General features: G+C 59.5%; 18 protein-coding genes. 9 read left to right on the top strand and 9 right to left on the bottom strand.

Going from position 1 to position 25,155, the window contains the following annotated elements:
• Window positions 1–77: 77 nt before the first annotated feature.
• The 8 genes from prfB to AC3Y64_RS05295 all read right to left on the bottom strand — a co-directional run bounded on the left by prfB (window position 78) and on the right by AC3Y64_RS05295 (window position 9,829).
• Window positions 78–1,173, bottom strand: a protein-coding gene (gene prfB, locus AC3Y64_RS05330; RefSeq protein ID WP_122591275.1) for a peptide chain release factor 2 whose coding sequence is annotated in 2 segments (ribosomal slippage) — window positions 78–1,100 and window positions 1,102–1,173 — 1,095 coding nt in all. Because the reading frame shifts where the segments join, the coding sequence is not laid out codon by codon here.
• 207 nt (window positions 1,174–1,380) lie between these two features.
• Entirely contained in the window at window positions 1,381–2,382 is a 1,002-nt protein-coding gene (locus tag AC3Y64_RS05325) for a diguanylate cyclase domain-containing protein (RefSeq protein ID WP_489986687.1), read from the bottom strand.
• 48 nt (window positions 2,383–2,430) lie between these two features.
• Window positions 2,431–3,441, bottom strand: a complete 1,011-nt coding sequence (locus tag AC3Y64_RS05320; RefSeq protein WP_489986686.1) for a chemotaxis response regulator protein-glutamate methylesterase — start codon at window positions 3,439–3,441, stop codon at window positions 2,431–2,433.
• On the bottom strand, window positions 3,438–5,726 hold the full coding sequence (locus tag AC3Y64_RS05315) for a hybrid sensor histidine kinase/response regulator (RefSeq protein ID WP_489986685.1): 2,289 nt from the start codon (window positions 5,724–5,726) through the stop codon (window positions 3,438–3,440). The genes AC3Y64_RS05320 and AC3Y64_RS05315 overlap by 4 nt, the downstream gene beginning before the upstream one ends.
• The gene (locus tag AC3Y64_RS05310; protein ID WP_489986684.1) at window positions 5,723–6,406 is read right to left on the bottom strand and encodes a chemotaxis protein CheW; all 684 of its coding nucleotides are present in this window, start codon (window positions 6,404–6,406) and stop codon (window positions 5,723–5,725) included. Before AC3Y64_RS05310 ends, AC3Y64_RS05315 begins: the two co-directional genes overlap by 4 nt.
• The gene (locus tag AC3Y64_RS05305; protein ID WP_489986683.1) at window positions 6,403–7,674 is read right to left on the bottom strand and encodes a CheR family methyltransferase; all 1,272 of its coding nucleotides are present in this window, start codon (window positions 7,672–7,674) and stop codon (window positions 6,403–6,405) included. The genes AC3Y64_RS05310 and AC3Y64_RS05305 overlap by 4 nt, the downstream gene beginning before the upstream one ends.
• Window positions 7,671–8,207, bottom strand: coding sequence for a chemotaxis protein CheW (locus tag AC3Y64_RS05300; protein WP_489986682.1), 537 nt, complete (start codon window positions 8,205–8,207; stop codon window positions 7,671–7,673). The genes AC3Y64_RS05305 and AC3Y64_RS05300 overlap by 4 nt, the downstream gene beginning before the upstream one ends.
• Window positions 8,207–9,829: a methyl-accepting chemotaxis protein gene (locus AC3Y64_RS05295; RefSeq protein WP_489986681.1), complete on the bottom strand. Its 1,623-nt coding sequence runs from the start codon at window positions 9,827–9,829 to the stop codon at window positions 8,207–8,209. Before AC3Y64_RS05295 ends, AC3Y64_RS05300 begins: the two co-directional genes overlap by 1 nt.
• 469 nt (window positions 9,830–10,298) lie before the next feature.
• On the opposite strand from AC3Y64_RS05295, the gene AC3Y64_RS05290 reads away from it, so the two are divergent.
• Window positions 10,299–15,173 (top strand): RHS repeat-associated core domain-containing protein, encoded by a 4,875-nt coding sequence (locus AC3Y64_RS05290; protein WP_489986680.1) that lies wholly within the window; start codon window positions 10,299–10,301, stop codon window positions 15,171–15,173.
• Window positions 15,170–15,598, top strand: coding sequence for a HEAT repeat domain-containing protein (locus AC3Y64_RS05285; RefSeq protein WP_489986679.1), 429 nt, complete (start codon window positions 15,170–15,172; stop codon window positions 15,596–15,598). Before AC3Y64_RS05290 ends, AC3Y64_RS05285 begins: the two co-directional genes overlap by 4 nt.
• 153 nt (window positions 15,599–15,751) lie before the next feature.
• On the opposite strand, the gene AC3Y64_RS05280 is transcribed toward AC3Y64_RS05285, so the two are convergent.
• Window positions 15,752–16,474: a tellurite resistance TerB family protein gene (locus AC3Y64_RS05280; RefSeq protein WP_489986678.1), complete on the bottom strand. Its 723-nt coding sequence runs from the start codon at window positions 16,472–16,474 to the stop codon at window positions 15,752–15,754.
• Between the two features lie 177 nt (window positions 16,475–16,651).
• On the opposite strand from AC3Y64_RS05280, the gene AC3Y64_RS05275 reads away from it, so the two are divergent.
• From AC3Y64_RS05275 to AC3Y64_RS05245, 7 genes are all read left to right on the top strand, one after another.
• The gene (locus AC3Y64_RS05275) at window positions 16,652–17,566 is read left to right on the top strand and encodes a LysR family transcriptional regulator (protein WP_007949637.1); all 915 of its coding nucleotides are present in this window, start codon (window positions 16,652–16,654) and stop codon (window positions 17,564–17,566) included.
• Between the two features lie 131 nt (window positions 17,567–17,697).
• Complete coding sequence (locus AC3Y64_RS05270; protein ID WP_489987925.1) at window positions 17,698–19,155, top strand: gamma-aminobutyraldehyde dehydrogenase; 1,458 nt, start codon at window positions 17,698–17,700, stop codon at window positions 19,153–19,155.
• An 83-nt stretch (window positions 19,156–19,238) separates the two neighbouring features.
• Complete coding sequence (gene ydcS / locus AC3Y64_RS05265; RefSeq protein ID WP_463572619.1) at window positions 19,239–20,390, top strand: putative ABC transporter substrate-binding protein YdcS; 1,152 nt, start codon at window positions 19,239–19,241, stop codon at window positions 20,388–20,390.
• A 224-nt stretch (window positions 20,391–20,614) separates the two neighbouring features.
• Window positions 20,615–21,652, top strand: a complete 1,038-nt coding sequence (locus tag AC3Y64_RS05260) for an ABC transporter ATP-binding protein (protein WP_489986677.1) — start codon at window positions 20,615–20,617, stop codon at window positions 21,650–21,652.
• A gap of 16 nt (window positions 21,653–21,668) precedes the next feature.
• The gene (locus AC3Y64_RS05255) at window positions 21,669–22,589 is read left to right on the top strand and encodes an ABC transporter permease (protein WP_489987924.1); all 921 of its coding nucleotides are present in this window, start codon (window positions 21,669–21,671) and stop codon (window positions 22,587–22,589) included.
• Window positions 22,579–23,388, top strand: a complete 810-nt coding sequence (locus AC3Y64_RS05250) for an ABC transporter permease (protein WP_108227054.1) — start codon at window positions 22,579–22,581, stop codon at window positions 23,386–23,388. Before AC3Y64_RS05255 ends, AC3Y64_RS05250 begins: the two co-directional genes overlap by 11 nt.
• A 159-nt stretch (window positions 23,389–23,547) precedes the next feature.
• Window positions 23,548–24,972 (top strand): gamma-aminobutyraldehyde dehydrogenase, encoded by a 1,425-nt coding sequence (locus AC3Y64_RS05245; protein ID WP_489986676.1) that lies wholly within the window; start codon window positions 23,548–23,550, stop codon window positions 24,970–24,972.
• The last annotated feature ends 183 nt before the right edge of the window (window positions 24,973–25,155 follow it).

The following is a 25,155-nucleotide window of genomic DNA, read 5'->3' as shown; positions in this document are numbered from 1 at the left end:
TTGCGGCCCGGGGATCGCCAGCAGGGCTGGCTCCTACAGGGATCGTGCTGAATCAGCCGATGCTGTATCGCGTCTTTTTACAGCCCGGACTTCAGGCTGGCTTCCAGGTATTCGTCGATATCGCCGTCGAGCACCTTGTCGCAGTCGCTGCGTTCGATGTTGGTACGCAGATCCTTGATCCGCGACGCATCGAGCACGTAAGAGCGAATCTGGTGACCCCAGCCGATGTCGGACTTGGTGTCTTCCAGCGCTTGCGACGCGGCGTTGCGTTTCTGCATCTCCTGCTCGTACAACTTGGCCCGCAGCATTTTCATGGCGGTGTCCTTGTTGGCGTGCTGGGAACGTTCGTTCTGGCAGCTGACCACGGTGTTGGTCGGTACGTGAGTGATACGTACGGCCGAGTCGGTGGTGTTTACGTGCTGACCACCGGCACCGGAGGAACGATAGGTGTCGATCCGCAGGTCTGCCGGGTTGATTTCGATTTCGACCTTGTCATCGATCTCTGGCGAGACGAACACCGCGGAGAACGAAGTGTGGCGACGGTTGCCGGAGTCGAACGGGCTCTTGCGCACCAGACGGTGCACGCCGATCTCGGTACGCAGCCAGCCAAAGGCGTATTCGCCCTTGATGTGCACAGTCGCACCTTTGATACCGGCGACTTCGCCGGCCGACAGTTCCATGATGGTCGCTTCGAAACCGCGCTTATCCGCCCAGCGCAGGTACATGCGCAGGAGGATGTTGGCCCAGTCCTGGGCTTCAGTGCCGCCGGAACCGGCCTGGATGTCCAGGTAGGCGTTGTTCGGGTCCATTTCATGGCTGAACATGCGGCGGAATTCCAGCTTGGCCAGATTTTCCTCAAGACGGGCCAGCTCGGCGACGACATCGCCCACTGCGCCTTCGTCGTTTTCTTCGACGGCCATGTCCAGCAGGTCGCGGCAATCGGCCAGACCGGCGTTCAGTTCGTCGAGGGTGTCGACGATCTGCGCCAGCGCAGCGCGCTCGCGGCCCAACTCTTGGGCGTATTCAGGTTTGTTCCAGACGCTCGGATCTTCAAGCTCGCGATTGACTTCAGTCAGACGCTCATGCTTTTGATCGTAGTCAAAGATACCCCCGAATAGTTTCGGAGCGCTCGGACAGGTCCTTGATGGTGTTCAGGATCGGGTTGATTTCCATGACGGGCAGCACTCGTTGGCGAACTTTTGAAAGCCGGCGAGTATAACGTAATCAGCCTGTCACGGCAGCCCGTCTGGCGGGTGTTGAGGCGATTCGCTTGACACATTTCACCTGTAGGAGCTGCCGCAGGCTGCGATCTTTTGACTTTGATTTTAAAACAGATCAAAAGATCGCAGCCTGCGGCAGCTCCTACGGGGATTGCGGTGGTTATTCGATCCCAACCTGGTTACGCCCATTGTTCTTGGCCAGGTACAACCCGCGATCCGCCGCCGAAATCAGCAAGCGGCAATCCGTGCCCGACTGCGGCACCATGGTCGCCAGGCCAATGCTGATGGTCAGGCTCGCCCCTTCAGCCGGCGTATTGTGGGCAATCTTCAACGAGGCGACGGTCTGGCGCAGTTTCTCCGCGACCAGTCGCGCGCCGCCCGGCGAGGTGTTCGGCAGCACCAGAGCGAACTCCTCACCACCATAGCGTGCCGGCAAGTCCGACGGCCGCGCAGTGGCGTCGCGGATCGCCGTGGCGACTTTGCGCAGCGCTTCGTCGCCCTCGACGTGACCAAAGCTGTCGTTGTAGGACTTGAAGTAATCGACGTCGATCATCAGCAGCGACAACTGGCTCTGATCGCGCAGCGAGCGGCGCCATTCCAGTTCCAGGTATTCGTCGAAGTGCCTGCGGTTGGACAATCCAGTCAGGCCATCGGAGTTCATCAGGCGTTGCAGCACCAGATTGGTGTCGAGCAACTGCTGCTGACTGACGCGCAGTGCACGGTAGGCGGCATCACGCTGCAGCAGGGTCATGTAGGAACGCGAGTGATAGCGGATGCGCGCCACCAGCTCGATGGTGTCCGGCAGTTTCACCAGATAATCGTTGGCCCCGGCCGAAAACGCCGCGCTCTTGATCAGCGGGTCTTCCTTGGTCGACAGGACGATGATCGGGATGTCCTTGGTCGCCGGGTGATTGCGGTATTCGCGCACCAGGCTGAGGCCATCGAGACCGGGCATCACCAGATCCTGCAGGATCACCGTCGGCTTGATCCGCACGGCCTGGGCAATGGCCTGATGCGGATCGGAGCAGAAGTGGAAGTCGATGTTCTCTTCATTCGACAGCCCACGGCGCACGGCTTCGCCGATCATCGCCTGATCGTCCACCAACAACACCATGGCGGCGTTTTCGTCGGTTTTAATGTCGTCGATCTGTAAGTCATTCATGGGCGGTCACCTGAGTACTGCGGGGGCCAGGATTGCGGGTAAACCTGTTCATTTGGGGAAAATCTCCAGCAATCGTGGCGCTATCTTTTCCAGCGGACGAATTTCTACGGCGGCATCAATGGCTGCAGCGGCCTTGGGCATGCCGTACACCGCACTGCTTTGCTGATCCTGCGCGATGGTCAGGTAACCCTGTTGGCGCATGAGCTTAAGCCCTTGCGCCCCGTCGCGTCCCATCCCGGTCAATAAAACCCCGACTGCATCACCACCCCAGTGGGCGACCACGCTTTCGAAAAACACGTCGATGGAGGGTCGATATATCTCGTTGACCGGCTCGGCGGTGTAAGCCAGCGTGCCGTTTTTCAACAAGCGAATATGGTGGTTGGTGCCGGCCAGCAGCACCGCGCCGGCCTGCGGCGGCTCGCCTTCGCGGGCCAGACGCACATCGAGACCGCTGGCGCTGGCCAGCCATTCGGCCATGCCGGCGGCGAAAACCTGATCGACATGCTGCACCAGCACTATTGCCGCCGAGAAATCCCTTGGCAAACATTTGAGCAGCACTTCCAGCGCTGCCGGCCCGCCTGCGGAGGAGCCGATCGCCACCAGTCGCTGGCGCGAGCCCGAGCTGCGCGGAGGTGTCGGCGCCGGTCGCGAGCGCGGGGTTTTCTCGCCGATCAGCCAGCCGATATTGAGGATCTTGCGCAGCAATGGCGCGGCGGCTTCCCGTGCATCGCCGGCACCGAGGGCCGGGGTGTCGACCACGTCCAAAGCGCCATGGCCCATGGCTTCGAACACGCGATGGACGTTCTGCTGGCGATCAACCGTGACAATCACGATCGCGCACGGCGTTTCAGCCATGATCCGCCGCGTGGCTTCGACGCCATCCATCACCGGCATGATCAGATCCATCAGGATCAGGTCCGGGGTATTTTCGGCGCACAGTTGCACCGCCTCGGCGCCGTTGCGAGCGACCCAGACCACCTGATGCGCCGGCTCGAAGGCGAGCGCACGGCGCAGCGCCTCCACTGCCATTGGCATGTCGTTGACGATTGCGATCTTCATGCCCGCGCTCCTCCGATGAGCTCGACCACTGCGTCGAGCAGGGCGTCGTCATGAAAACTGGCTTTGGCTAAATAATAGTCGGCGCCGGCGTCCAGTCCACGGCGGCGATCCTCTTCACGATCCTTGTACGACACGACCATCACCGGCAGCGATTGCAGGCGGTTGTCACGGCGCAACAGCGTGACCAGTTCGATGCCGTCCATGCGTGGCATGTCGATGTCGGTGATCAGCAAATCAAAGTCCTCCGAACGCAGCGCGTTCCAACCGTCCATGCCGTCCACCGCCACCGCAACGTCGTAGCCGCGATTGAGCAGCAGCTTGCGTTGCAGTTCACGCACGGTCAGCGAGTCGTCGACCACCAGCACCCGCTTGCGCGCGGCCTCGGCGGCCTGATTGCCGTGGCGGGCGATGCGTTCCAGACGCCCGGTATTGAGCAGTTTGTCCACCGAACGCAGCATGTCTTCGACATCCACGATCAGCACCACCGAGCCGTCGTCGAGTAACGCCCCGGCGGAGATGTCCTGCACTTTGCCCAGACGCTCGTCGAGTGGCAAGACCACCAGCGTACGCTCGCCAATGAAGCGCTCGACCGCCACGCCGTAAATCGCATCGCGCTCACGAATCACCACGACTTTGAGGGTTTCGCCGCTGTTCTGGCTGGCCGGGCGGTTGAGCAACTGACTGGCCGCGACCAGGCCGACATGCTGACCTTCGTGCCAGAAATGCTGGCGGCCTTCGACCTGCACAATATTTTCAGGGGCCAGATCACACATGCGTTCAATGTGCGCAAGCGGGAAGGCGTAAGCCTCTTCGCCGACTTCCACCACCAGACTGCGCACCACCGACAACGTCAGCGGCACTTCGAGATGGAAGCGACTGCCCTCGCCCGCCGTCTGCTCCAGCTCCACGGCACCGCGCAATTGGCGAACCATGTGTTGAACAGCATCAAGCCCGACGCCGCGACCGGAGACTTCGGTGACCGTGTCGCGCAGGCTGAAACCGGGCAGAAACAGGAAGGTCAGCAGTTCTTCCTCGCTCAATTGCGCAGCCGTTTCGGCTGGGGATAACTGCCGTTCGACGATGCTGCGACGGACCTTTTCCAGATCGACACCGTTACCGTCATCGCTCAACTCCAGCACCAACAGACCGGCCTGGTGCGAGGCGCGCAAACGGATCAGGCCCTCTTCGGGTTTACCTTTGAGCAGGCGTTGCTCCGGGGTTTCGATGCCGTGATCGACCGCGTTGCGCAGCAAATGCGTCAGCGGTGCTTCGAGCTTTTCCAGCACGTCGCGGTCGACCTGAGTCTTTTCCCCTTCGATTTCCAGCCGCACCTGTTTACCGAGACTGCGGCCCAGGTCACGGACCATGCGCACCTGACCGGTGAGCACGTCAGCGAACGGCCGCATGCGGCAAGCCAGCGCGGTGTCGTACAGCACTTGGGCGCGTTGGCTGGCCTGCCAGGCGAATTCGTCCAGTTCGGCATTTTTCTCGCTGAGCAGTTGCTGGGATTCGGCGAGCAAACGGCGCGCATCTTCAAGCGCTTCCACTGCTTCAAGGCTCAGCGCATGTTCCTTGAGGTGCACATTGAGATTTTCCAGCGCGCGCAGTCCGTTGTTCTGCATGCGTTTGAGGCGCTGCATGGTTGCCAGATGCGGCTTGAGCCGCTGGGTTTCCACCAGCGATTTGCTCGACAGATCGAGCAGGCTGTTCAGGCGCTCGGCAGTCACGCGCAGGACGCGTTCGCCACCCTCAGTGGTGCGTTTGCTCTTGCGCGGCGCCGGTTCTGGCGACTCGACCGGGGGCTCAATTGCAGGCGCCGCTGGCGCCGGCTCGATGCGGGGTGCTTCAAGCTGCAACTCAGCCATGACTGGCGCGGCAACCGCTGCCGACGCGGACGATGGATCGAGCAACCGCGCCATCAACGCCACGTACGCGTCAATGTCAGCCGGTTGCGGCGCATTCGTCGGCGTGGCGATGCGCATCAACAAATCGGTGCCTTGCAGCAACGCATCGATGTGCTCGGGCCGCAGCAGCAAGCGCCCTTCCTGCGCGCTGACCAGACAATCTTCCATAACGTGGGCAACGCTGACGCCGCTGTCGATACCCACGATCCGCGCCGCGCCTTTGAGCGAGTGCGCCGCACGCATACACGATTCGAGTTGATCAGCCTGGGTCGGGTTACGCTCCAGCGCCAGCAGCCCGGCGCTGAGCACTTGGGTCTGGGCTTCGGCTTCGAGGCTGAACAGCTCCAGCAGCGAGGCGTCGCGCATTTGCTCGGGGGTCATGTCAGGCTCCGGGACACGGCGGACAACAGCTGTTCTTCATCCAGCCAACGCAGGCTGCGACCGCGAAATTGCAACACGCCACGGGTGAATCTGGCGCTGGCCTGCGCACCGGATTGCGACGCGGCGTCGAGGATTCGCTCATCGATCGCGTGGATGCCGTAAACCTCGTCCACCGGCACCACCACCGGCCCGCCATGGGCCGCGATGATCAACATGCGCGGCATGATGCGCCCGCTGGCCGTCGGGACGGCGCTGGCGTCCAGATCGAGCAGTTCGACCAACGACAGGCACGCCACCAGCGCGCCACGCACGTTGGCGACGCCGAGCAAGGCCCGCGAGCGCTGGTGCGGCAACGAGTGAATCGCCTGCATCGGCGCGACTTCCACCAGACTGCGCGTCGCCAGTCCCAGCCATTCTTCGCCGAGGCGGAACATCAGTAGCGAACGGGTTTTGACATCGGCTTCGACGGCAGTCGCCACCGGGTCGCGCTCGTCCTGTTGCAGCGAATAACGGTCGAGCAGACGCGTGGCGGCGGCGGAATACACCGAGCAATTGCGGCAATGGATGTGTTCTTCGAGCAGCGGGCAGGACTTGTCGCCGTGGATACCGATGCGGTTCCAGCAATCGTCGATGGCCCGGGCGTCTTCGTGGGTGACGTTCAAGGTGTCGGACGGGATCATCGTTTACGCTCACTGTCGGCGGTGCGGCCGCTGCGGGCGGCGCGCTCCTGCAATCGTCTGGCACCGGCGCTGTCACCCTGCGCTTGCAGCAACGCGGCCAGGTGCATCAACGCTTCGGGGTGTTGCGGTTCGAGGTACAACGCCTTGCGATAGAAGCCTTGGGCTTCGAGGGTCAGCCCGGCGACATCGCTGAGCAGACCGAGCCAGTAGAACACCTGGGCCACCGGCTCGTGGCTGCGCAAATACTGTTCGCACGCGGCGCGGGCCTCGGCGCTTTTGCCTTCATTGGCCAATGCGGCGATGTTGGCCAACAAGGTCGCGGCGTCAGGGTTGGCCGCTTTGCTGGACGTCGGCATCGGCGTGACTGTGGCAAACGGACGCTGACGCACCGGCGCTGACGGCATGCTGCGTGGCGGCGGGCTGGCAGGCATGGCGACCGGTTGCGCTGTCGGCAGCGGTTCGGGGTGCGGATCACTGTGGCGGCTGAATGCAAACGACTGCGGGATGCCGATCGAACGCATGCCCAAACGCCCGAGCAGACTGCCCTCGGCCGGGCCGATAAACAGTACGCCGTCAAAATGGGTCAAGCGCTTGAGCACCTCGAACACTTGCTTCTGGGTAGGTTGATCGAAATAGATCAGCAGGTTGCGGCAGAACACGAAGTCGAACGCCGGCTCACTCGTCAGCAAGGTCGGATCCAGCACATTGCCGACCTGCAAGCGCACCTGTTCACGCACGTTGTCGTTGACCCGGTGACCGTCCTGCGCAGGCGTGAAGTGCCGTTCGCGGTACTCCAGATCCTGACCGCGAAAGGAATTCTTGCCGTACCACGCCCGCCGCGCTTTCTCCACCGACAGCGGGCTGACGTCCATGCCGTCGACCTTGAATTGATGGGGCTTGAGCCCGGCGTCGAGCAAAGCCATGGCAATCGAATAAGGCTCTTCGCCGGTGGAACACGGCAGGCTGAGGATGCGCAGCGCGCGCATATTGTTCAGTTCTTTGAGGCGGTTTCTGGCGAGTTTTCCCAGGGTGGCGAAGGACTCCGGGTAACGGAAAAACCACGTCTCGGGGACGATCACCGCTTCGATCAGTGCCTGCTGTTCATCTCGCGAGCCCTGCAGCAACTGCCAGTATTCATCGGCGTGGGCCGCCTGCGAAAGCGTGGTGCGATGGCGTACGGCGCGTTCGATGATCGCCGGGCCCACCGACGTCACGTCGAGGCCGATACGTTCCTTGAGGAAGTCGAAAAAGCGCTGATCGCTGCTCATGCCTGCGCCTCAAGCTGCGCCGGATCCCGTGGTGGATTGGGAAACAGCAAAGTCCGCACCGTCTCATCGAGCAAGTCATTGACCCGTACCCATTGCACCAGGCCTTGGGCGTCCTCGCGCACCGGGCCGAGGTACGGCGCCTCACGGTTATCGAGACCATAACGCTGAAAATCCTGCGGATGGCAGCGCAGCGTGTCGGTGGCCTGTTCGAGAATCAGCCCCAGCCATTGCGCCGGTTGCGATTCATCGGGCCGGTAATTGACCAGCACCAGGCGCGTGCTGGTGCGTGCCTCGGCGGGATGGCCGAAGGTCAGCGCGCTGAGATCGATCACCGGCACCACCGCACCGCGATAGGCAAACACCCCGGCAACCCACTGCGGCGCACGGGCAATCGGCTTCAACGGCAGGCGCGGCAGCACTTCCGCTACTTCGGTGGCGCGCAAGGCGTAACGCTCGCTGCCAATGCGAAACAACAGGAACAACGCCTGCTTCGCCACCGGTGCGGCGCTGCGTTTGGCGATGATTTCGCTCATCAGACTTTGAATCGCGAAACGCCGCTGCGCAGCCCGACGGCCACCTGGCTCAGTTCGTCGATGGCGAAACTGGCCTGACGCAGCGACTCGACGGTCTGGCTGCTGGCATCACCCAACTGCACCAGCGCGTGGTTGATCTGTTCGGCGCCAGTGGCCTGAGCCTGCATGCCTTCGTTGACCATCAACACGCGCGGCGCCAGCGCCTGCACTTGGTGGATGATCTGCGACAGCTGCTCGCCGACTTGCTGCACTTCGGACATGCCTCGGCGCACTTCTTCAGAGAACTTGTCCATGCCCATCACGCCAGCGGACACCGCCGACTGGATCTCGCGGACCATTTGTTCGATGTCGTAAGTAGCGACTGCGGTCTGATCCGCCAGACGTCGCACTTCGGTGGCGACCACGGCAAAACCGCGACCATATTCACCTGCCTTCTCGGCTTCGATTGCGGCGTTGAGCGACAGCAGGTTGGTCTGGTCAGCGACCTTGACGATGGTCACCACCACTTGGTTGATGTTGCCGGCCTTCTCGTTGAGGATCGCCAGTTTGGCGTTGACCAGATCCGCCGCGCCCATCACCGAATGCATGGTGTCTTCCATACGAGCCAGGCCTTGCTGACCGGAGCCGGCGAGCACCGAAGCCTGATCGGCAGCGGTGGAGACTTCGGTCATGGTGCGCACCAGATCCCGCGACGTCGCGGCGATCTCTCGGGACGTCGCGCCGATTTCGGTGGTGGTCGCGGCGGTTTCGGTGGCAGTGGCCTGTTGTTGCTTGGAGGTGGCCGCGATCTCGGTCACCGACGTGGTTACTTGCACCGAGGAGCGCTGGGCCTGGGACACCAGTGCGGTCAGCTCGGTCATCATGTCGTTGAAGCCGGTTTCGACAGCGCCGAACTCGTCTTTGCGGTCGAGATTCAGGCGAGTGCTGAGGTCACCCGTGCGCATGATGTCGAGAATCCGCACGATCAGATTCATCGGCGCCATGATCGCGCGCATCAACAACAGACCGCAGGCCGCTGCGGCCAGCACCGCCACCAGCAGGGAAACGCCCATGCTGACTTTCGCGGCGGCCACCGCATCATCGATGTTGTTCATCGCGACGTCGGCCACCGATTTGTTTTCGCGGATGATGTCGTTGAGTTTCATGCGCCCGGCCGTCCAGGCGGGGGTCAGCTGTTCGTTGAACAGCTTTGTGGCCTCATCATCGAGATTGCGCTGGTGCAGATCGAGCACTTGCGCCTGGATCTTGTTGAAGTTGAGAACTTCCTGTTTGAACAGGGCGAACTCGGACCTGTCCTCGTCGGTGGTGACCGTGCCTTGATAGTTGCCCATCTGCTCTTCGAGACGCGCTTCAAAAGCCTTGAAGTCCGCAGCGTCTTCGGCACTGATGCCCTGCCCCCTCTTCAAGCCCAGTAACTCTTGCGTCTGCATATAGCTGTCGACCCAGGCACTGCGGATCATCGAGCTGTAATACACACCCGGCACCGCGTCCTGACGCACGCTCTGCTCGCCAGCCTCGATCTTCAACAGCCGTGAATACGAGACGACAACCATCAACAGCATGATGGCGATAATCACCGCAAAGCTCGCCAAAATGCGTTGGCGCAACGTCCAGTTCTTCACAGTGAGTCCTCGTGCCTAGTCGAAATGCGGGGAGTATAGCCGAGGGCGGTGTTTCATTTATAAGACGCTTTGCAGCGTCATCAATCCTGCGAACCTGACAGCACGGCAGTGCTGAAACTTTTCGCAACAGGAAAACCGAGGCCAAGCCCTACCGGCTATAGGAAACTTCGCTTGCGCGCGAACAGGTTGGATTCGCATTAAAGCCGGGCAACCGAGAACAACAGGAGTTGTATCTGAATCGCAGCGATAGCCCCCCCAGTTACCTACACCAAGGAGGTGTCGTGACGGTTCAACGGATTACTCCACAAGCCTGGATCTCCAGCCCCCCTTTGCAGGCCGATAAATGCCTGTGTTTGATTATCAGCGCAGCGACTTGTGAAGCACTGAAAACTCTTTATCCAAAACACCCACTCATGGAAGAAAACATCGCCTCCCTTTGGTTGGCGCACTCAAGGAAAGAGGTGGCCGCATGAATCTGTTCGTGACCCCGATATTTGAAGAGCAGCCTGATCCCGAACAAATCATTGCTGAATTCCAAGCCTGTCTGACGAAGTACAAATCAACCGCCAGGATTTTTTCAGGACTGAGTGTTGAACAGCAGTTTCAAGTCGGAGATGAAGTCAGAACTTCCACGTCAATCGACTCCAAGGCCGAAGCCAAATATGTCGCCGCCTGCCCTAAGAGCGGCAAGCTCACCCTGATCCACAGCTTTGAGTCCGCACGCTTCGTGCCGATCGGTGAAACGCCTGTGCGGCTGGAGCCCATTGATGCAAAAAACAACGTTACAGGCCCAGCCACTGACATCAGGCTGGGTGCAAACGGGACTGCAGAAGTTCCCGATCTCCTGCCCTCTCAGCGATACCTGATTACCTTTTACCCCAACCCCACAGAAGATGACCTTGCCCGTCTGTTCAAGTCATACGATGCCGTAATTACGGACACCAGCAAGTGGCTCGGTGAGGAATGGAAGACGTTCAAGCCCCTTTGGGAAGAACACTCCAGTGCGTCCACGGCGGGACGCGTATTCCAACAGTTGTGGGCTGAAACAACCGGGGTCGTCGGATTCATCAGAAGCATCTGGGACGATATCAAGGATATCTACAGCTTCGTAAGCGACCCACTGGAGCACGTCGAAAAACTAGAGAAATATTTTTCCAAAGACGAAATCAAGCGAGTTTATGACGCTGCAACAGAGGCGCGCCGGACAGCGTTGCTGATTGCCAGCGACGAACCGTTGTTGTGGATTTATATCTCTGCTGCTTGGGCCAGGGTATCAATGCTGCCGCCTCAAACTCGCACGGAAGTATTGGCTAGGTTAAAAACGGAAATTCTCTACGTTATCTTGAGCATCATATTCACCGCCGGGCTTGGCATCGCCATTCGGGGCAGCGTAAAAGCCGTTGCGGTGATGGCAAAAGCCGATAAAGCACTCGAATTGATTGAAAGCCTGATCGCCGGCCTGGTGAATATCAGCAGAAAGCATTTTACCGCCCATGCACAGGCTAATGCTCCATTGCGTTTGAATGGACAAACGATCGCGAGCACCAGCAGCAAAGCAACGATCACTGCCACGCCCCACACCGCAGCCAAAATGACTACCTCGGGGGCGTCCCCTTCACCCATCGCGAGTGGGGAAGTCATACCGAATGCGCAAAATCACGTGCGGAGCAAGACCCACTCCGACACCCGTCTTGTCCAGGACGAGAAGGTCGATACCGCGCCCGCACAGTCCAAAAACCCGGCTGGTCAGCCGGCGCAGCGAGTCGAAAAAACCTGCGCGAAAGATGATCCTGTTTCGATGGTCACCGGGGAAGAGCTGCTGACCCTGACTGACGGTGAGCTCCTCGGTACGCTGCCTCTGAAATGGACGCGACTCTATCGCAGCAGCGCCGTGGAAACAGACAGTCGTCTAGGCCATGGCTGGAGCCACTCGCTGTCACATCGATTGCACATCGACAATGAAGACGTGGTCTGGACGGATAATGAAAATCGGCAAACTCGCTTCCCGATGCCGACAAGGCAACGTCCGGCTATCATCAATAGTCTGGCGCAAGCGGCAATCTTTCTGGGCGACGCGCCCGGCGAGCTGATTCTGACCCAGGCCGGGCCCAAAACACGCTTCTACCATTTCTGCGCCGGGCGACTGACAACCATCAGTGACGCCTATGAAAATCGCCTGCATATCAGCTATGACCTTGTTGAGCGTATCCAGCGCATCGATAACGGTGCAGGACGATCCCTGCTGCTACGTTATGACGATCGACACATTGTGGCGGTCGATCAGCAACAACAGCGCGCGGAGTACAACGATCGTGGTGAACGTCAGGATGCATGGCTGACGCTCCAGACGTTAGTCACCTACCGTTACAACGCTCACAACCAACTCGTCTGCGCAACCAATGCTGCAGGCGAAACCGAGCATTACGTTTACAACGATCAACATGTCATTCAGCAACGGCAATTGGCCGGTGGCGCCTGCTTCTTCTGGGAATGGGAACGAGAAGGCAAACGCTCCCGCTGCGTTCGGCACTGGGCCAACTATTCGCAACTTGAAGCAAGTTACGAGTGGGATGACAAGGGCTCGGTCACTGCTTACAACTCGGACGGTAGCCAGCAGGTCTTTGTCCATGACGACAATGCACGCCTGGTCAGCGAGACCGCGCCAGATGGCGGGGAGACTCAAAACGCCTATGACGATCATGGTCGTCTGATCGCTGTAAAAGATCAGATGGGCGCCATTACGCAATATCAGTACAGCGACGCCGGCCGCCTGATGGCCGTGTTTCCTCCGGAGGGAGAACCGACTTATTACAACTACTTCAACGGCCAGCTCACTAATGTAGAGAGAGGCAAGGCCCATTGGAAGTACGAGCGCAATCGCCAAGGCGATATCACCAGACAAATCGATCCCGAAAAAAACGAGACCCACTACAGCTACGACCACCAAGGTCGACTGCTGGAGATTCGGCACCCCGACAGCAGCCGACACCTACTGATCTGGAACAACTTGGGTCAACTCTTGGAAGAGCGCCTGCCGGACGGCGGACAACGCAAATATCGCTACGACGCACTCGGCCGGCAAATCACTCGACAGGACGAGTTCGGTGCCATCAGTCATTACCAATGGGACGCTGTTGATCGCCTGACTCAGATCACCCTGCCCGGCGGCGCCACCCGGGCCTTCAGTTACAACCCTTACGGTCGCGTCACGGCTGAACGGGATGAACTTGGGCGGATCACCCGTTACGAATACGCCGATAACCTGCATCTCGTCAGCCGTCGGATCAATCCGGACGGCAGCCAGCTACGTTATCGCTACGACAATGCTGGCCTGCTGCTCACGGACATCGAAAACGAGCGTGGTGAGCGATACCACCTCGATTACTTCGCCAATGGCTTGATTCAGCAGGAAACCGGTTTCGATGGACACCGTACCGCGTATGAATACGATCTCAACGGCCAACTGCTGAAGAAAACCGAGTTCGGTGACGACGGCAGCGAAATGGTCACCAAATATCAACGTGATGCCGCTGGGCGACTGCTGGTCAAGACCCTGCCCGATGGCGAGGAAATTCACTACAGCTACGATGTCCTCGGGCGTCTGGTAAACGTCAATGACGGCATCTGGCCGCTCGCCTACGAATACGACGTGCAGGATCGGCTGATCACCGAGCATCAGAGTTGGGGCACAACGCGTTATGAGTACGATAGCGTCGGCCAACTGAGCCACTGTCGTTTGCCGGACGGCAGCAAGCTTGATTACCGCCATCTGCCCGGCGGACGCCTGAGCAGCATCGACCTCAACGGCTCACGCCTGACCTCTCACCAGTTCAGCGCCGGTCGCGAACAGCAACGCCAGCAAGGTCTGCTGCTCAGCCAGTACCAATACGATGAACAGGGTCGCCTGCAAGCCCATCGCGTCAGTCAGCGGGATAAAAACCTGTTTCAACGTCGTTATAACTACGCGGCGAACGGTAACCTCACCGGCGTCGACGACAGCCGCAAAGGTAACCGCAGCTACCATTACGATCCGCTGGATCGTCTCCTCAGTGTCCGTGGTGGGATGCCGGAAAGCTTCGCCCATGACCCGGCGGGCAATCTCCTCGGCCAGAACGATCTGCCCGTGGCCAACCTCGCCAATGTCAAAGGCAACCGCTTGCTCATGCAAGGCGACCGCCACTACGACTACGACGCCTACGGCAACCTTGTTCGCGAACGTCGTGGCGCCGGTCAAAAGCTCGTCACCGAATACCGTTACGACTGCCAGCACCAACTGATCGGCGCCAGCCTGCCGGACGGCAAAATCGCTAGCTATAAGTACGACGCCTTCGGCCGTCGCATCGAAAAAAACGTCGACGGCCACACCACCGAATTCCTTTGGCAAGGCGAACGATTGATCGCCGAAAGCGCCGACAATCGCTACCGCAGCTATATTTATGAACCGGGTAGCTTCCGCCCATTGGTGATGCTCGATGGTGAAGGCCCGCGCAAGGCCACGCCGTTCTATTACCAGCTCGACCAACTTGGCACACCGCAGGAACTCACCGACTATGGCGGTGAAATCATATGGTCAGCGAGATATAAGGCCTACGGGAATGTTGCCACACTGGACGTGGGCGAAATCGACAATCCGCTGCGTTTCCAAGGCCAGTATTTCGACGCCGAAACCGGGTTACATTACAACCGACACCGCTACTACAATCCGGGGACAGGGCGGTTTTTGACGCCAGACCCGATCAAGCTTGCGGGTGGGTTGAACAGCTACCAGTACGTGCCTAACCCTACCGGGTGGGTGGATCCGTTGGGGTTGAATTGTTGCCCAGGCGCAGGCGAAAAAGAGACAACCATTCGTTCAGATAGGCCTGAAGAAAAAAGTAAAGTCGACGAAGGCAGCCCTATCGCGCCTTACACAGGCTCTATTCCAAAAGCCATGCAGGAGAAAATCCTGTACGGCACTCGGAGCGCGGGATCAAACAAGCCTATAGGAGGCCACTCTCCCCGGGTAATGAACTCACCTGATTATCAGTTCAACGTCGTGAGCACAAACAAGGACGGAACAACGAGCGTAAAAGACTTCAAGATGATTCTGGAACGAAAGGACGGAAATACCGGCTGGTCGTCTACAAAATCACCCAACAGACATACATTCGCTCCGAAAGAATGGAGTGATGCGAAGATACTTAAAACCACTGACGAAGTAGCTTTGGAACCAGGAAGGGTTATGCGCGATGATCCCGGAGCATTAGTCACCGAACACACGAAAATTGTGGATGGAGTTCAGTGGCAGGTAATCAAAGAGAATGGTGTAGTGACATCTTCCTATCCAACAGGAGCAACTCCATGACGATTGCAAATCACGAAAATATTTATGACAAACTTTGTTCATGGATAGGAGATTCTGAAGACTCAAACTGGACGGAATACAGCACCCAGCTCGTCGCAAAAACTGTGCTCGTGGACTTTCAGCCCACCCACTGGGCGCGCTTAGAGGAGGAAATCCTCACAAGGCCGGAATATTGGCAACAGCGATGTGCTGTTTCGTTAGGTGAAGACAGATCAGATTCTGCCATTAGAATCCTGAAGCTATTACTCTTAAATTCGATTTACCAAGATGTGCAAATCATCGCCATCTATCAACTAGACTGGGCCGACGTAGCCATCGAAAAAAAATACTCACAAGTCATAAAAAAAATCATTGAAGTTCTTCCTGATAATGAGGTTGAACCCGAACTTCACAGTTTGCTGAAAAAAGCAGAGTCGGCAGAGTGAAACCCATTAAAACGCGGACAACATGGTCTCTTGCCGCGTTGGGCTTTGCGAGCCTCAAGGTGGCGTGGGCCGGAAACACGGCCAGCTAAAAATACGGCGCCTTCGCGTAAGAAAAACCGCAGCCCTTAACTGCGGTTTTTCTGAAATGCAATCCTAAACAGTCGCCAACCGCACCTGCTTCTCCAACTCCACCTTCAATCCCGGCTCCAGCTTCAACTGCCGCGCCAGTTCATCCAGATAGCTTTTCTCCATGAAGTTCTCCTCGTCCACCAGCATCACACTGGCGATGTACATCTCCGCCGCCATCTCCGGCGTACTCGCGGCACGGGCGACGTCGGTGGGGTCGAGGGGTTTGTTGAGTTCGGCGTGAAGCCAGTGCTGCAGTTCCTGATCGTTGTCGAGTTTGGTGAATTCGCCTTCGATCAATTGCCGTTCGCGGTCATCGATGTGGCCGTCGGCCTTGGCGGCAGCGACCAGTGCTTTGAGAATGGCCTGGCTGTGTTGCTCGACCTGTGCGGGCGGCAAACGGTCGAGGGTTTGCGGTTCGCCTTGTGGGGCGGTGCCTTTCTGAGCGTTGTAGTTGCCATAGGCTTTGTAAGCCAATACGCCCAGTGCAGCGAGCCCGCCGTAGATCGCGACTTTGCCACCGACCTTGCGCACTTTCTTGTTACCGAGCAGCAGGCCCATTGCGCCAGCCGCCAACGCACCGCCGCCCGCGCCTGACAACAGGCCACCGAGGCCACCGGAGCCAGCAGCGCCGCCTAGCAATCCGCCCAAGCCACCGGCAGCCGATTTTTTCTGCGTTCCGCCAGCCTTGTTCTGCAGCAGATCCTGGCCGGATTTGAGCAGTTGATCGAGCAATCCACGGGTGTTCATGTTCCGCCTCCAAAACAGGGGTTATCCGGATCTATAAGGCCTCCAGCCTAGTTCGAAAGTGCCCGTGACCCGGCTGCGAGTGTGCTTCCAGATGTTGCTCAGGAGGCGCAGGCCCTTCGCGAAAATAGATATACACTCAGGCCAATCTATAAAAACCGCCCACCGGGTACCTGTCTCATGATGACCTTGCGTCAGATCCGACACTTCATCGCTGTGGCCGAGACCGGCTCGATTTCCGCCGCCGCGCAAACCGCGTTTATTTCCCAATCGACCCTGACCCTGGCGATCCAGCAACTGGAAGAGGAAATCGGCGTCAGCCTGTTCAGCCGCCACGCCAAGGGCATGACTCTTACGCACCAGGGCCATCAATTCCTACGTCAGGCGCACCTGATTCTCGCGACCGTGGACAACGCCAAGCGCAGCCTCCAGCAGAGCACCGATCAAGTCGCCGGGCAGTTGATCGTCGGTGTGACCAGCCTGGTCGCCGGTTATTACCTCGCGGATCTGCTCACGCGATTTCAACGCGCTTATCCCAACGTCGAAATTCGCGTAATGGAAGACGAGCGCCCCTATATCGAGCATCTGCTGGTCAGTGGCGAGATCGATGTCGGCGTGTTGATCCTTTCCAATCTGGAGGATCGCCACGCGTTGCAGACTGAAGTACTGACCCACTCGCCGCATCGGCTGTGGCTTCCAGCCCAGCATCCTTTGCTGGAACACGACAGCATCAACCTCGCCGACGTCGCCCGCGAGCCGTTGATTCAACTCAACGTCGATGAAATGGATCGCAATGCCCAGCGTTTCTGGCGCGGTTCCGGGCTGCAACCGAAGATCACTCTGCGAACCGCGTCCACCGAGGCCGTGCGAAGCCTGGTCGCCGCCGGTTTGGGCGTTTCGATCCAGCCGGACATGACTTATCGCCCATGGTCACTGGAGGGCGACATCATCGAAGCGCGACCCATCGCCGACCTCAACCAGACCCTCGACGTCGGCTTGGCCTGGCGTCGTGGCACTGCGCGTCCGGCACTGGTCGATCCATTCCTGACCGTTGCACGCGAGCAACCTCATGGCGGGCGCAAGCCATCTATTTAATCGAACGCAGCCTTCAGTATTTAGAATTTGTCGACCTCGGAGCCGCGCACTAGTCTTGCTGCATCTATAAGACGGTCGGCTCCCGATATCAGGGAGCAACAATGGCCACACAAGAAAAGAGAACGCGGAAAATGGCTGGCGCGCAGACCCCGATGTGTACCGCGTTGTTGATCGATGGCGAATTGGTCGCCGGGGAAGGTTTCGTCGAGCCGATTATCAACCCGGCCACCGGGGAAATCCTCACGCACATCGCCGAGGCCAGCACCGAGCAAGTCGAAGCCGCCATCCTCGCCGCCCACCGCGCCTTCGCCGAATGGTCGCGCACCACGCCGCAGCAACGCTCGAACCTGTTGCTCGATATCGCCAACGCCGTTGAAAAGCACGCTGACCACCTCGCCCGCCTCGAATCGCTGAATTGCGGCAAGCCGCTGCACCTGGCGCGTCAGGATGATCTGACTGCGACCGTTGATGTGTTTCGTTTCTTCGCTGGGGCCGTGCGTTGCCAGACCGGTCAGCTCAGCGGCGAATACCTGCCGGGCTACACCAGCATGGTGCGCCGCGATCCGATTGGCGTGGTCGCCTCGATTGCGCCGTGGAATTACCCAATCATGATGGCCGCGTGGAAGATCGCTCCGGCCCTCGCCGCCGGCAACACGCTGGTGTTCAAACCGTCAGAACACACTCCGCTGTCGATCCTCGCCCTGGCGCCAGCACTGGCTGAAATCCTCCCGCGCGGGGTGATCAACATCATCTGCGGTGGCGGCGAAGGCGTCGGCAGCCACTTGGTTGGCCACGCCAAAGTACGCATGGTCTCGCTGACCGGCGATATCGTCACCGGACAGAAAATCCTCCAGGCCGCCGCGAAAACCCTGAAACGCACCCACCTTGAACTCGGCGGCAAAGCTCCGGTGATCGTCTGCAATGACGCCGACATTCAAGCCGTGGTCGAAGGTGTGCGCACCTATGGTTACTACAACGCCGGGCAGGATTGCACCGCCGCGTGCCGGATCTACGCGCAGGCCGGAATTCACGACAAATTGGTCGCCGAACTCGGCGCCGCTGTCAGCAGCCTGCGCTTTGCGGGCAAACGTGACGCCGACAACGAGATCGGCCCGCTGATCAGCACCCGCCAGCGCGACCGCGTCGCCAGTTTCGTCGAGCGCGCCCTCGGTCAGCCGCACATCGAACGCGTGACCGGTGCAGCCGTGCATTCCGGTGCCGGTTTCTACTATCAACCGACCCTGCTGGCCGGTTGCAAACAGAGCGACGAAATCGTCCAGCGCGAAGTATTCGGCCCGGTGGTCACCGTGACCCGTTTCGACGAGCTCGCGCAGGCCGTCGACTGGGCCAACGATTCCGAATACGGCCTTGCCTCGTCGGTGTGGACACAGAATCTGGACAAAGCGATGCAGGTCGCCGCGCGTCTGCAATACGGCTGCACGTGGATCAACAGCCATTTCATGCTCGTCAGCGAAATGCCCCACGGCGGGCTGAAACGCTCCGGTTACGGCAAAGACTTATCCAGTGACTCGCTTCAGGACTACAGCGTGGTGCGGCACATCATGGCCCGCCACGGCCAGCATCTCTGACTACGCTAATAACAAGCCGCCAACGGCATGCTTCACCGCGTTCACAACTGCCCCGACCATAATTTAAAGAAGAGGGTTCAACCATGTTCGTGCACAAGACCGCACTGCTCAGTGCAATCACCACAGCCCTGCTGGCCAGTGCCAGCCTGCAAGCTGCCGAGCCGCTGAAGGCTGTCGGCGCTGGCGAGGGTCAGCTGGATATCGTTGCGTGGCCGGGCTACATCGAACGTGGCGAGAGCGACAAGGCTTACGACTGGGTCACCGGTTTCGAAAAGGAAACCGGCTGCAAGGTCAATGTGAAGACCGCTGCAACCTCCGACGAAATGGTCAGCCTGATGGCCAAGGGCGGTTACGACCTGGTTACCGCGTCGGGCGATGCCTCGCTGCGGTTGATCGTCGGCAAGCGTGTGCAACCGATCAACACCGCGTTGATTCCGAACTGGAACACCCTCGACCCGCGCCTGAAAGACGCGCCGTGGTACGTGGTCAACCAGCAGACTTACGGCACCCCGTACCAGTGGGGCCCGAACGTGTTGATGTACAACACCAACGTGTTCAAAACCGCGCCGACCAGTTGGAACGTGGTGTTCGCCGCCCAGGATCTGCCCGACGGCAAAGCGAACAAGGGCCGCGTGCAGGCCTATGACGGCCCGATCTACATCGCCGATGCGGCGCTGTATCTGAAATCGACCAAGCCTGAACTGGGCATCAAAGACCCGTACCAACTCACCGAAGATCAATACAAAGCCGTGCTCGACCTGCTGCGCGCGCAGCAGCCGTTGATCCACCGCTACTGGCATGACACCACGGTGCAGATGAGCGACTTCAAAAACGAAGGCGTGGTCGCGTCGAGCGCGTGGCCGTATCAGGTCAATGGCCTGATGAACGAGAAGCAGCCGATTGCTTCGACCATTCCGAAAGAAGGCGCTACGGGCTGGGCTGATACCACCATGTTGCACGCCGAGGCCAAGCACCCGAACTGCGCGTACAAGTGGATGGACTGGTCGCTGAAACCGAAAGTCCAGGGTGATGTGGCGGCGTGGTTTGGCTCGTTGCCGGCGGTTCCGGCGGCGTGCAAGGAGAGCGAATTGCTCGGCGCTGAAGGTTGCAAGACCAACGGTTTCGACCAGTTCGACAAGATCGCCTTCTGGAAAACCCCGCAGGCTGAGGGCGGCAAGTTTGTGCCGTATAGCCGCTGGACTCAGGACTACATCGCGATCATGGGCGGCCGCTAGTCTTCACTCGATGCCGATCGTTCCCACACTCTGCGTGGGAATGCATCACCGGACGCTCCGCGTCCATTCGCATGAGGTGACGCAGAGCGTCACAGGCTGCATTCCCACGCAGAGCGTGGGAACGATCAATTGCACCGCTCTCCTGTAGGAGCTGCCGCAGGCTGCGATCTTTTCGACGCACACACGACTTTTTTTGAAAGCCCGCTTTACCGGAGCACCGCACCATGACGCTTGCAGTCCAGTTCACCAACGTTTCCCGGCAGTTCGGCGAAGTGAAAGCCGTTGACCGGGTTTCCATCGATATCGAGGACGGCGAGTTCTTTTCCATGCTCGGCCCTTCCGGCTCGGGCAAAACCACCTGCCTGCGCCTGATCGCCGGGTTCGAACAACCGAGCGCCGGCTCGATCCGCATTCACGGCGCCGAAGCGGCCGGTTTGCCGCCGTATCAACGCGACGTCAACACGGTGTTTCAGGATTACGCACTGTTCCCGCACATGAACGTCCTCGACAACGTCGCTTACGGTTTGAAGGTCAAAGGCGTCGGCAAAACCGAGCGGCATAAACGCGCCGAGGAAGCCTTGGATATGGTCGCCCTCGGCGGTTACGGCGCGCGTAAACCGGTGCAGTTGTCCGGCGGTCAGCGTCAGCGTGTGGCCCTCGCCCGTGCCCTGGTCAATCGTCCGCGCGTGCTGTTGCTCGACGAGCCGTTGGGCGCGCTCGATCTGAAACTGCGCGAACAAATGCAAAGCGAACTGAAAAAGCTGCAACGTCAGCTCGGCATCACTTTCATCTTCGTCACCCACGATCAAACCGAAGCGTTGTCGATGTCCGATCGCGTCGCAGTGTTCAACAAGGGCCGCATCGAACAAGTCGACACCCCGCGCAATCTGTACATGAAACCGACCACCACGTTTGTCGCCGAATTCGTCGGCACCTCGAACGTGATTCGTGGCGATCTGGCCCGCCAAATCAGTGGCCATCCGCAGCCGTTTTCAATCCGCCCGGAACACGTGCGGTTTGCCGAAGGTCCTCTGGCCAGCCACGAGATCGAAGTCAGCGGCCTGCTTCACGATATCCAGTATCAAGGCAGCGCCACGCGTTATGAATTGAAGCTGGAAAACGGCCTGACCCTGAGCATCAGCCACGCCAACAATCAGTGGATCGACAGCAGCGCGCAACACCAGACCGGCCAGCGCCTGAGCGCGCGTTGGGCGCGGGAAGCGATGATTCCGCTGCACGACACCGTGGCGAGCGGGGTGTGACATGAGCACGCTCGCGATGACTGCATCGCCGCCGTTGCGCAGGTTTTCCAATCTGCTCTACCGCAAGCCGAATCTATATCTGTCGATGCTGCTGGTGCCGCCGCTGCTGTGGTTTGGCGCAATCTATCTCGGCTCGTTGCTGGTGCTGTTGTGGCAAGGGTTCTACACCTTCGACGACTTCACCATGGCGGTCACCCCTGACCTGACCCTGGCCAATTTTGCCGCGCTGTTTCAGCCGTCGAACTTCGACATCATCCTGCGCACGCTGAGCATGGCCATCGTCGTGTCGATCGCCAGCGCCATCATCGCGTTCCCGATTGCCTACTACATGGCGCGCTACACCACCGGTAAAACCAAGGCGTTTTTCTACATCGCGGTGATGATGCCGATGTGGGCCAGTTACATCGTCAAGGCCTATGCGTGGACGTTGCTGCTGGCCAAGGGCGGCGTGGCGCAGTGGTTCGTGCAGCACCTGGGACTGGAGCCGGTGTTGCAGTTCATTCTGGGGATTCCCGGCGTCGGTGGCAGCACCTTGTCGACCTCGCATCTTGGGCGATTCATGGTGTTCGTTTATATCTGGCTGCCGTTCATGATCTTGCCGATTCAGGCGTCGCTGGAGCGCTTGCCGCCGTCACTGCTGCAAGCCTCCGCCGACCTTGGCGCCAAGCCGCGTCAGACCTTTATGCAGGTGATTTTGCCGCTATCGATTCCGGGCATTGCCGCTGGTTCGATCTTCACGTTTTCGCTGACCCTGGGCGACTTCATCGTGCCGCAATTGGTCGGGCCGCCGGGGTACTTCGTCGGCAGCATGGTGTACGCGCAGCAGGGTGCGATCGGCAACATGCCGATGGCGGCAGCGTTCACGCTGGTGCCGATTGTATTGATCGCGGTTTACCTGTCCATCGTCAAACGACTGGGGGCCTTCGATGCGCTCTGAAAGGGCTTCAATTGGGTTGAAAATCGCAGCCTGGGGCGGATTGGTGTTTCTGCACTTCCCGATCCTGATCATCTTCCTTTACGCCTTCAACACCGAAGAAGCCGCGTTCAGTTTTCCGCCGAAGGGCTTCACGTTGCACTGGTTCAGCGTTGCGTTTTCGCGGCCGGATGTTCTGGAGTCGATCAAGCTTTCATTGCAGATCGCAGCCATCGCCACGTTGATTGCGATGGTGCTCGGCACCTTGGCTTCGGCAGCACTGTATCGCCGGGATTTCTTCGGCAAACAGGGCATTTCGCTGATGCTGATTCTGCCGATTGCATTGCCGGGGATCATCACCGGGATAGCGTTGCTGGCGACGTTCAAGACCTTGGGGATCGAGCCGGGGATGTTCACCATCATCGTCGGCCACGCGACCTTCTGCGTGGTGATCGTCTACAACAACGTCATCGCCCGCCTGCGCCGTACTTCGCACAGTTTGATTGAGGCCTCGATGGACCTCGGTGCCGATGGCTGGCAGACCTTCCGTTACATCATCCTGCCGAACCTCGGCTCGGCATTACTGGCTGGCGGCATGTTGGCGTTTGCGCTGTCGTTCGACGAAATCATCGTCACCACGTTCACCGCCGGGCATGAACGCACGTTGCCGTTGTGGCTGCTCAATCAACTGAGCCGGCCACGGGATGTGCCGGTGACCAACGTCGTCGCGATGCTGGTGATGATGGTGACGATGCTGCCGATCCTTGGCGCGTATTACCTGACGCGCGGCGGCGAAAGTGTCGCCGGCAGCGGCGGTAAATAACCGAATAACCGAACTAACCGAATCCCGTGTAGGAGCTGCCGAAGGCTGCGATCTTTTGAGTTTGATCTTCAAAGCAACATCAAAAGATCGCAGCCTTCGGCAGCTCCTACAGGGGTTCGGTTTCGGCAGAACAATAAAGTGTTAGTGAGGACAACAGACATGCAAACCAAACTCTTGATCAACGGGCAACTGGTCAACGGCGAAGGCCCGGCGCAAGCGGTGCTCAACCCTTCACTTGGCGAAGTCCTGGTAGAGATCAACGAAGCCACTGAAGCCCAGGTCGATGCCGCCGTGCGCGCCGCCGACAATGCCTTCGCCGAGTGGTCGCAAACCGCGCCGAAAGACCGCTCGCTGCTGCTGCTCAAACTCGCCGACGCCATCGAAGCCCACGGCGAAGAGCTGGCCAAACTGGAATCCGACAACTGCGGCAAACCCTACAGCGCCGCGCTCAACGACGAGATCCCGGCGATTGCCGACGTGTTCCGTTTCTTCGCCGGTGCCAGCCGTTGCATGAGCGGTTCGGCCGGTGGCGAATACCTGCCCGGCCACACCTCGATGATCCGCCGCGACCCGGTTGGCGTCATCGCCTCCATCGCGCCGTGGAACTACCCGCTGATGATGGTCGCCTGGAAAATCGCCCCGGCGCTGGCTGCGGGTAATACCGTGGTGCTCAAGCCGTCGGAGCAAACCCCGCTGACCGCGTTACGACTGGCCGAACTGGCGTCGGAAATCTTCCCGGCCGGTGTACTCAATCTGGTGTTTGGTCGTGGGCCTACCGTGGGCAGCCCGTTGGTCACGCATCCGAAAGTGCGCATGGTCTCGCTGACGGGCTCCATCGCCACGGGCGCCAACATCATTTCCAGCACTGCCGACAGCGTTAAACGCATGCACATGGAACTCGGCGGCAAGGCGCCGGTGATCATCTTCGACGACGCCGATATCGAGGCGGCGGTGGAAGGCATTCGCACGTTTGGTTTCTACAACGCTGGGCAGGATTGCACTGCCGCGTGCCGGATCTATGCGCAGCAAGGCATCTACGACAAGTTCGTCGAGAAGCTCGGCGCGGCGGTCAGCAGTATCAAGTACGGCTTGCAGGATGATCCGTCGACCGAGCTGGGGCCGTTGATCACCGCACAACATCGCGACCGTGTTGCCGGGTTTGTCGAGCGTGCTGTGGCGCAGCCGCACATTCGTTTGATCACTGGCGGCAAGGCTGTTGATGGCAATGGTTTCTTCTTTGAACCAACCGTTCTGGCCGATGCGCAGCAGGACGACGAGATCGTTCGCCGCGAAGTGTTTGGCCCGGTGGTTTCGGTGACCAAATTCACCGATGAAGCGCAGGCGCTGGAGTGGGCCAACGATTCCGACTACGGCCTCGCGTCCTCGGTGTGGACCGCCGATGTAGGACGCGCGCACCGCATGTCAGCGCGTTTGCAGTACGGCTGCACCTGGGTCAACACGCACTTCATGCTCGTCAGCGAAATGCCCCATGGCGGTCAGAAATTGTCCGGCTACGGGAAGGACATGTCCATGTATGGGCTGGAGGACTACACCACGGTTCGGCATGTGATGTTCAAGCACTAAAAGGCATTGCCAGCAGGGCTGATTCCCACATTTTTTGGAATGCATTTCCCTGTGGGAGCCAGCCCTGCTGGCGATGGCGTCACCTCGGTTTCAGGAAGGAAACCGGCACTACGCACCACCAGGATCCCAAAACAATAACTACCGAACCGGGCGGCGCCTGCATGGCCCCGCCACGGCCTCGGC

Source organism: Pseudomonas sp. 4CAES_32.4, from assembly GCF_058136335.1.
This window is presented reverse-complemented; position numbering and strand designations above follow the sequence as displayed.

What these genes read in the sequence shown, in the direction of transcription:
- AC3Y64_RS05325 (WP_489986687.1), bottom strand. Translation starts at nt 2,382, where the DNA reads ATGAATGACTTACAGATCGACGACATTAAAACCGACGAAAACGCCGCC.
- AC3Y64_RS05320 (WP_489986686.1), bottom strand. Translation starts at nt 3,441, where the DNA reads ATGAAGATCGCAATCGTCAACGACATGCCAATGGCAGTGGAGGCGCTG.
- AC3Y64_RS05315 (WP_489986685.1), bottom strand. Translation starts at nt 5,726, where the DNA reads ATGACCCCCGAGCAAATGCGCGACGCCTCGCTGCTGGAGCTGTTCAGC.
- AC3Y64_RS05310 (WP_489986684.1), bottom strand. Translation starts at nt 6,406, where the DNA reads ATGATCCCGTCCGACACCTTGAACGTCACCCACGAAGACGCCCGGGCC.
- AC3Y64_RS05305 (WP_489986683.1), bottom strand. Translation starts at nt 7,674, where the DNA reads ATGAGCAGCGATCAGCGCTTTTTCGACTTCCTCAAGGAACGTATCGGC.
- AC3Y64_RS05300 (WP_489986682.1), bottom strand. Translation starts at nt 8,207, where the DNA reads ATGAGCGAAATCATCGCCAAACGCAGCGCCGCACCGGTGGCGAAGCAG.
- AC3Y64_RS05290 (WP_489986680.1), top strand. Translation starts at nt 10,299, where the DNA reads ATGAATCTGTTCGTGACCCCGATATTTGAAGAGCAGCCTGATCCCGAA.
- AC3Y64_RS05285 (WP_489986679.1), top strand. Translation starts at nt 15,170, where the DNA reads ATGACGATTGCAAATCACGAAAATATTTATGACAAACTTTGTTCATGG.
- AC3Y64_RS05280 (WP_489986678.1), bottom strand. Translation starts at nt 16,474, where the DNA reads ATGAACACCCGTGGATTGCTCGATCAACTGCTCAAATCCGGCCAGGAT.
- AC3Y64_RS05275 (WP_007949637.1), top strand. Translation starts at nt 16,652, where the DNA reads ATGATGACCTTGCGTCAGATCCGACACTTCATCGCTGTGGCCGAGACC.
- AC3Y64_RS05270 (WP_489987925.1), top strand. Translation starts at nt 17,698, where the DNA reads ATGGCTGGCGCGCAGACCCCGATGTGTACCGCGTTGTTGATCGATGGC.
- ydcS (WP_463572619.1), top strand. Translation starts at nt 19,239, where the DNA reads ATGTTCGTGCACAAGACCGCACTGCTCAGTGCAATCACCACAGCCCTG.
- AC3Y64_RS05260 (WP_489986677.1), top strand. Translation starts at nt 20,615, where the DNA reads ATGACGCTTGCAGTCCAGTTCACCAACGTTTCCCGGCAGTTCGGCGAA.
- AC3Y64_RS05255 (WP_489987924.1), top strand. Translation starts at nt 21,669, where the DNA reads ATGACTGCATCGCCGCCGTTGCGCAGGTTTTCCAATCTGCTCTACCGC.
- AC3Y64_RS05250 (WP_108227054.1), top strand. Translation starts at nt 22,579, where the DNA reads ATGCGCTCTGAAAGGGCTTCAATTGGGTTGAAAATCGCAGCCTGGGGC.
- AC3Y64_RS05245 (WP_489986676.1), top strand. Translation starts at nt 23,548, where the DNA reads ATGCAAACCAAACTCTTGATCAACGGGCAACTGGTCAACGGCGAAGGC.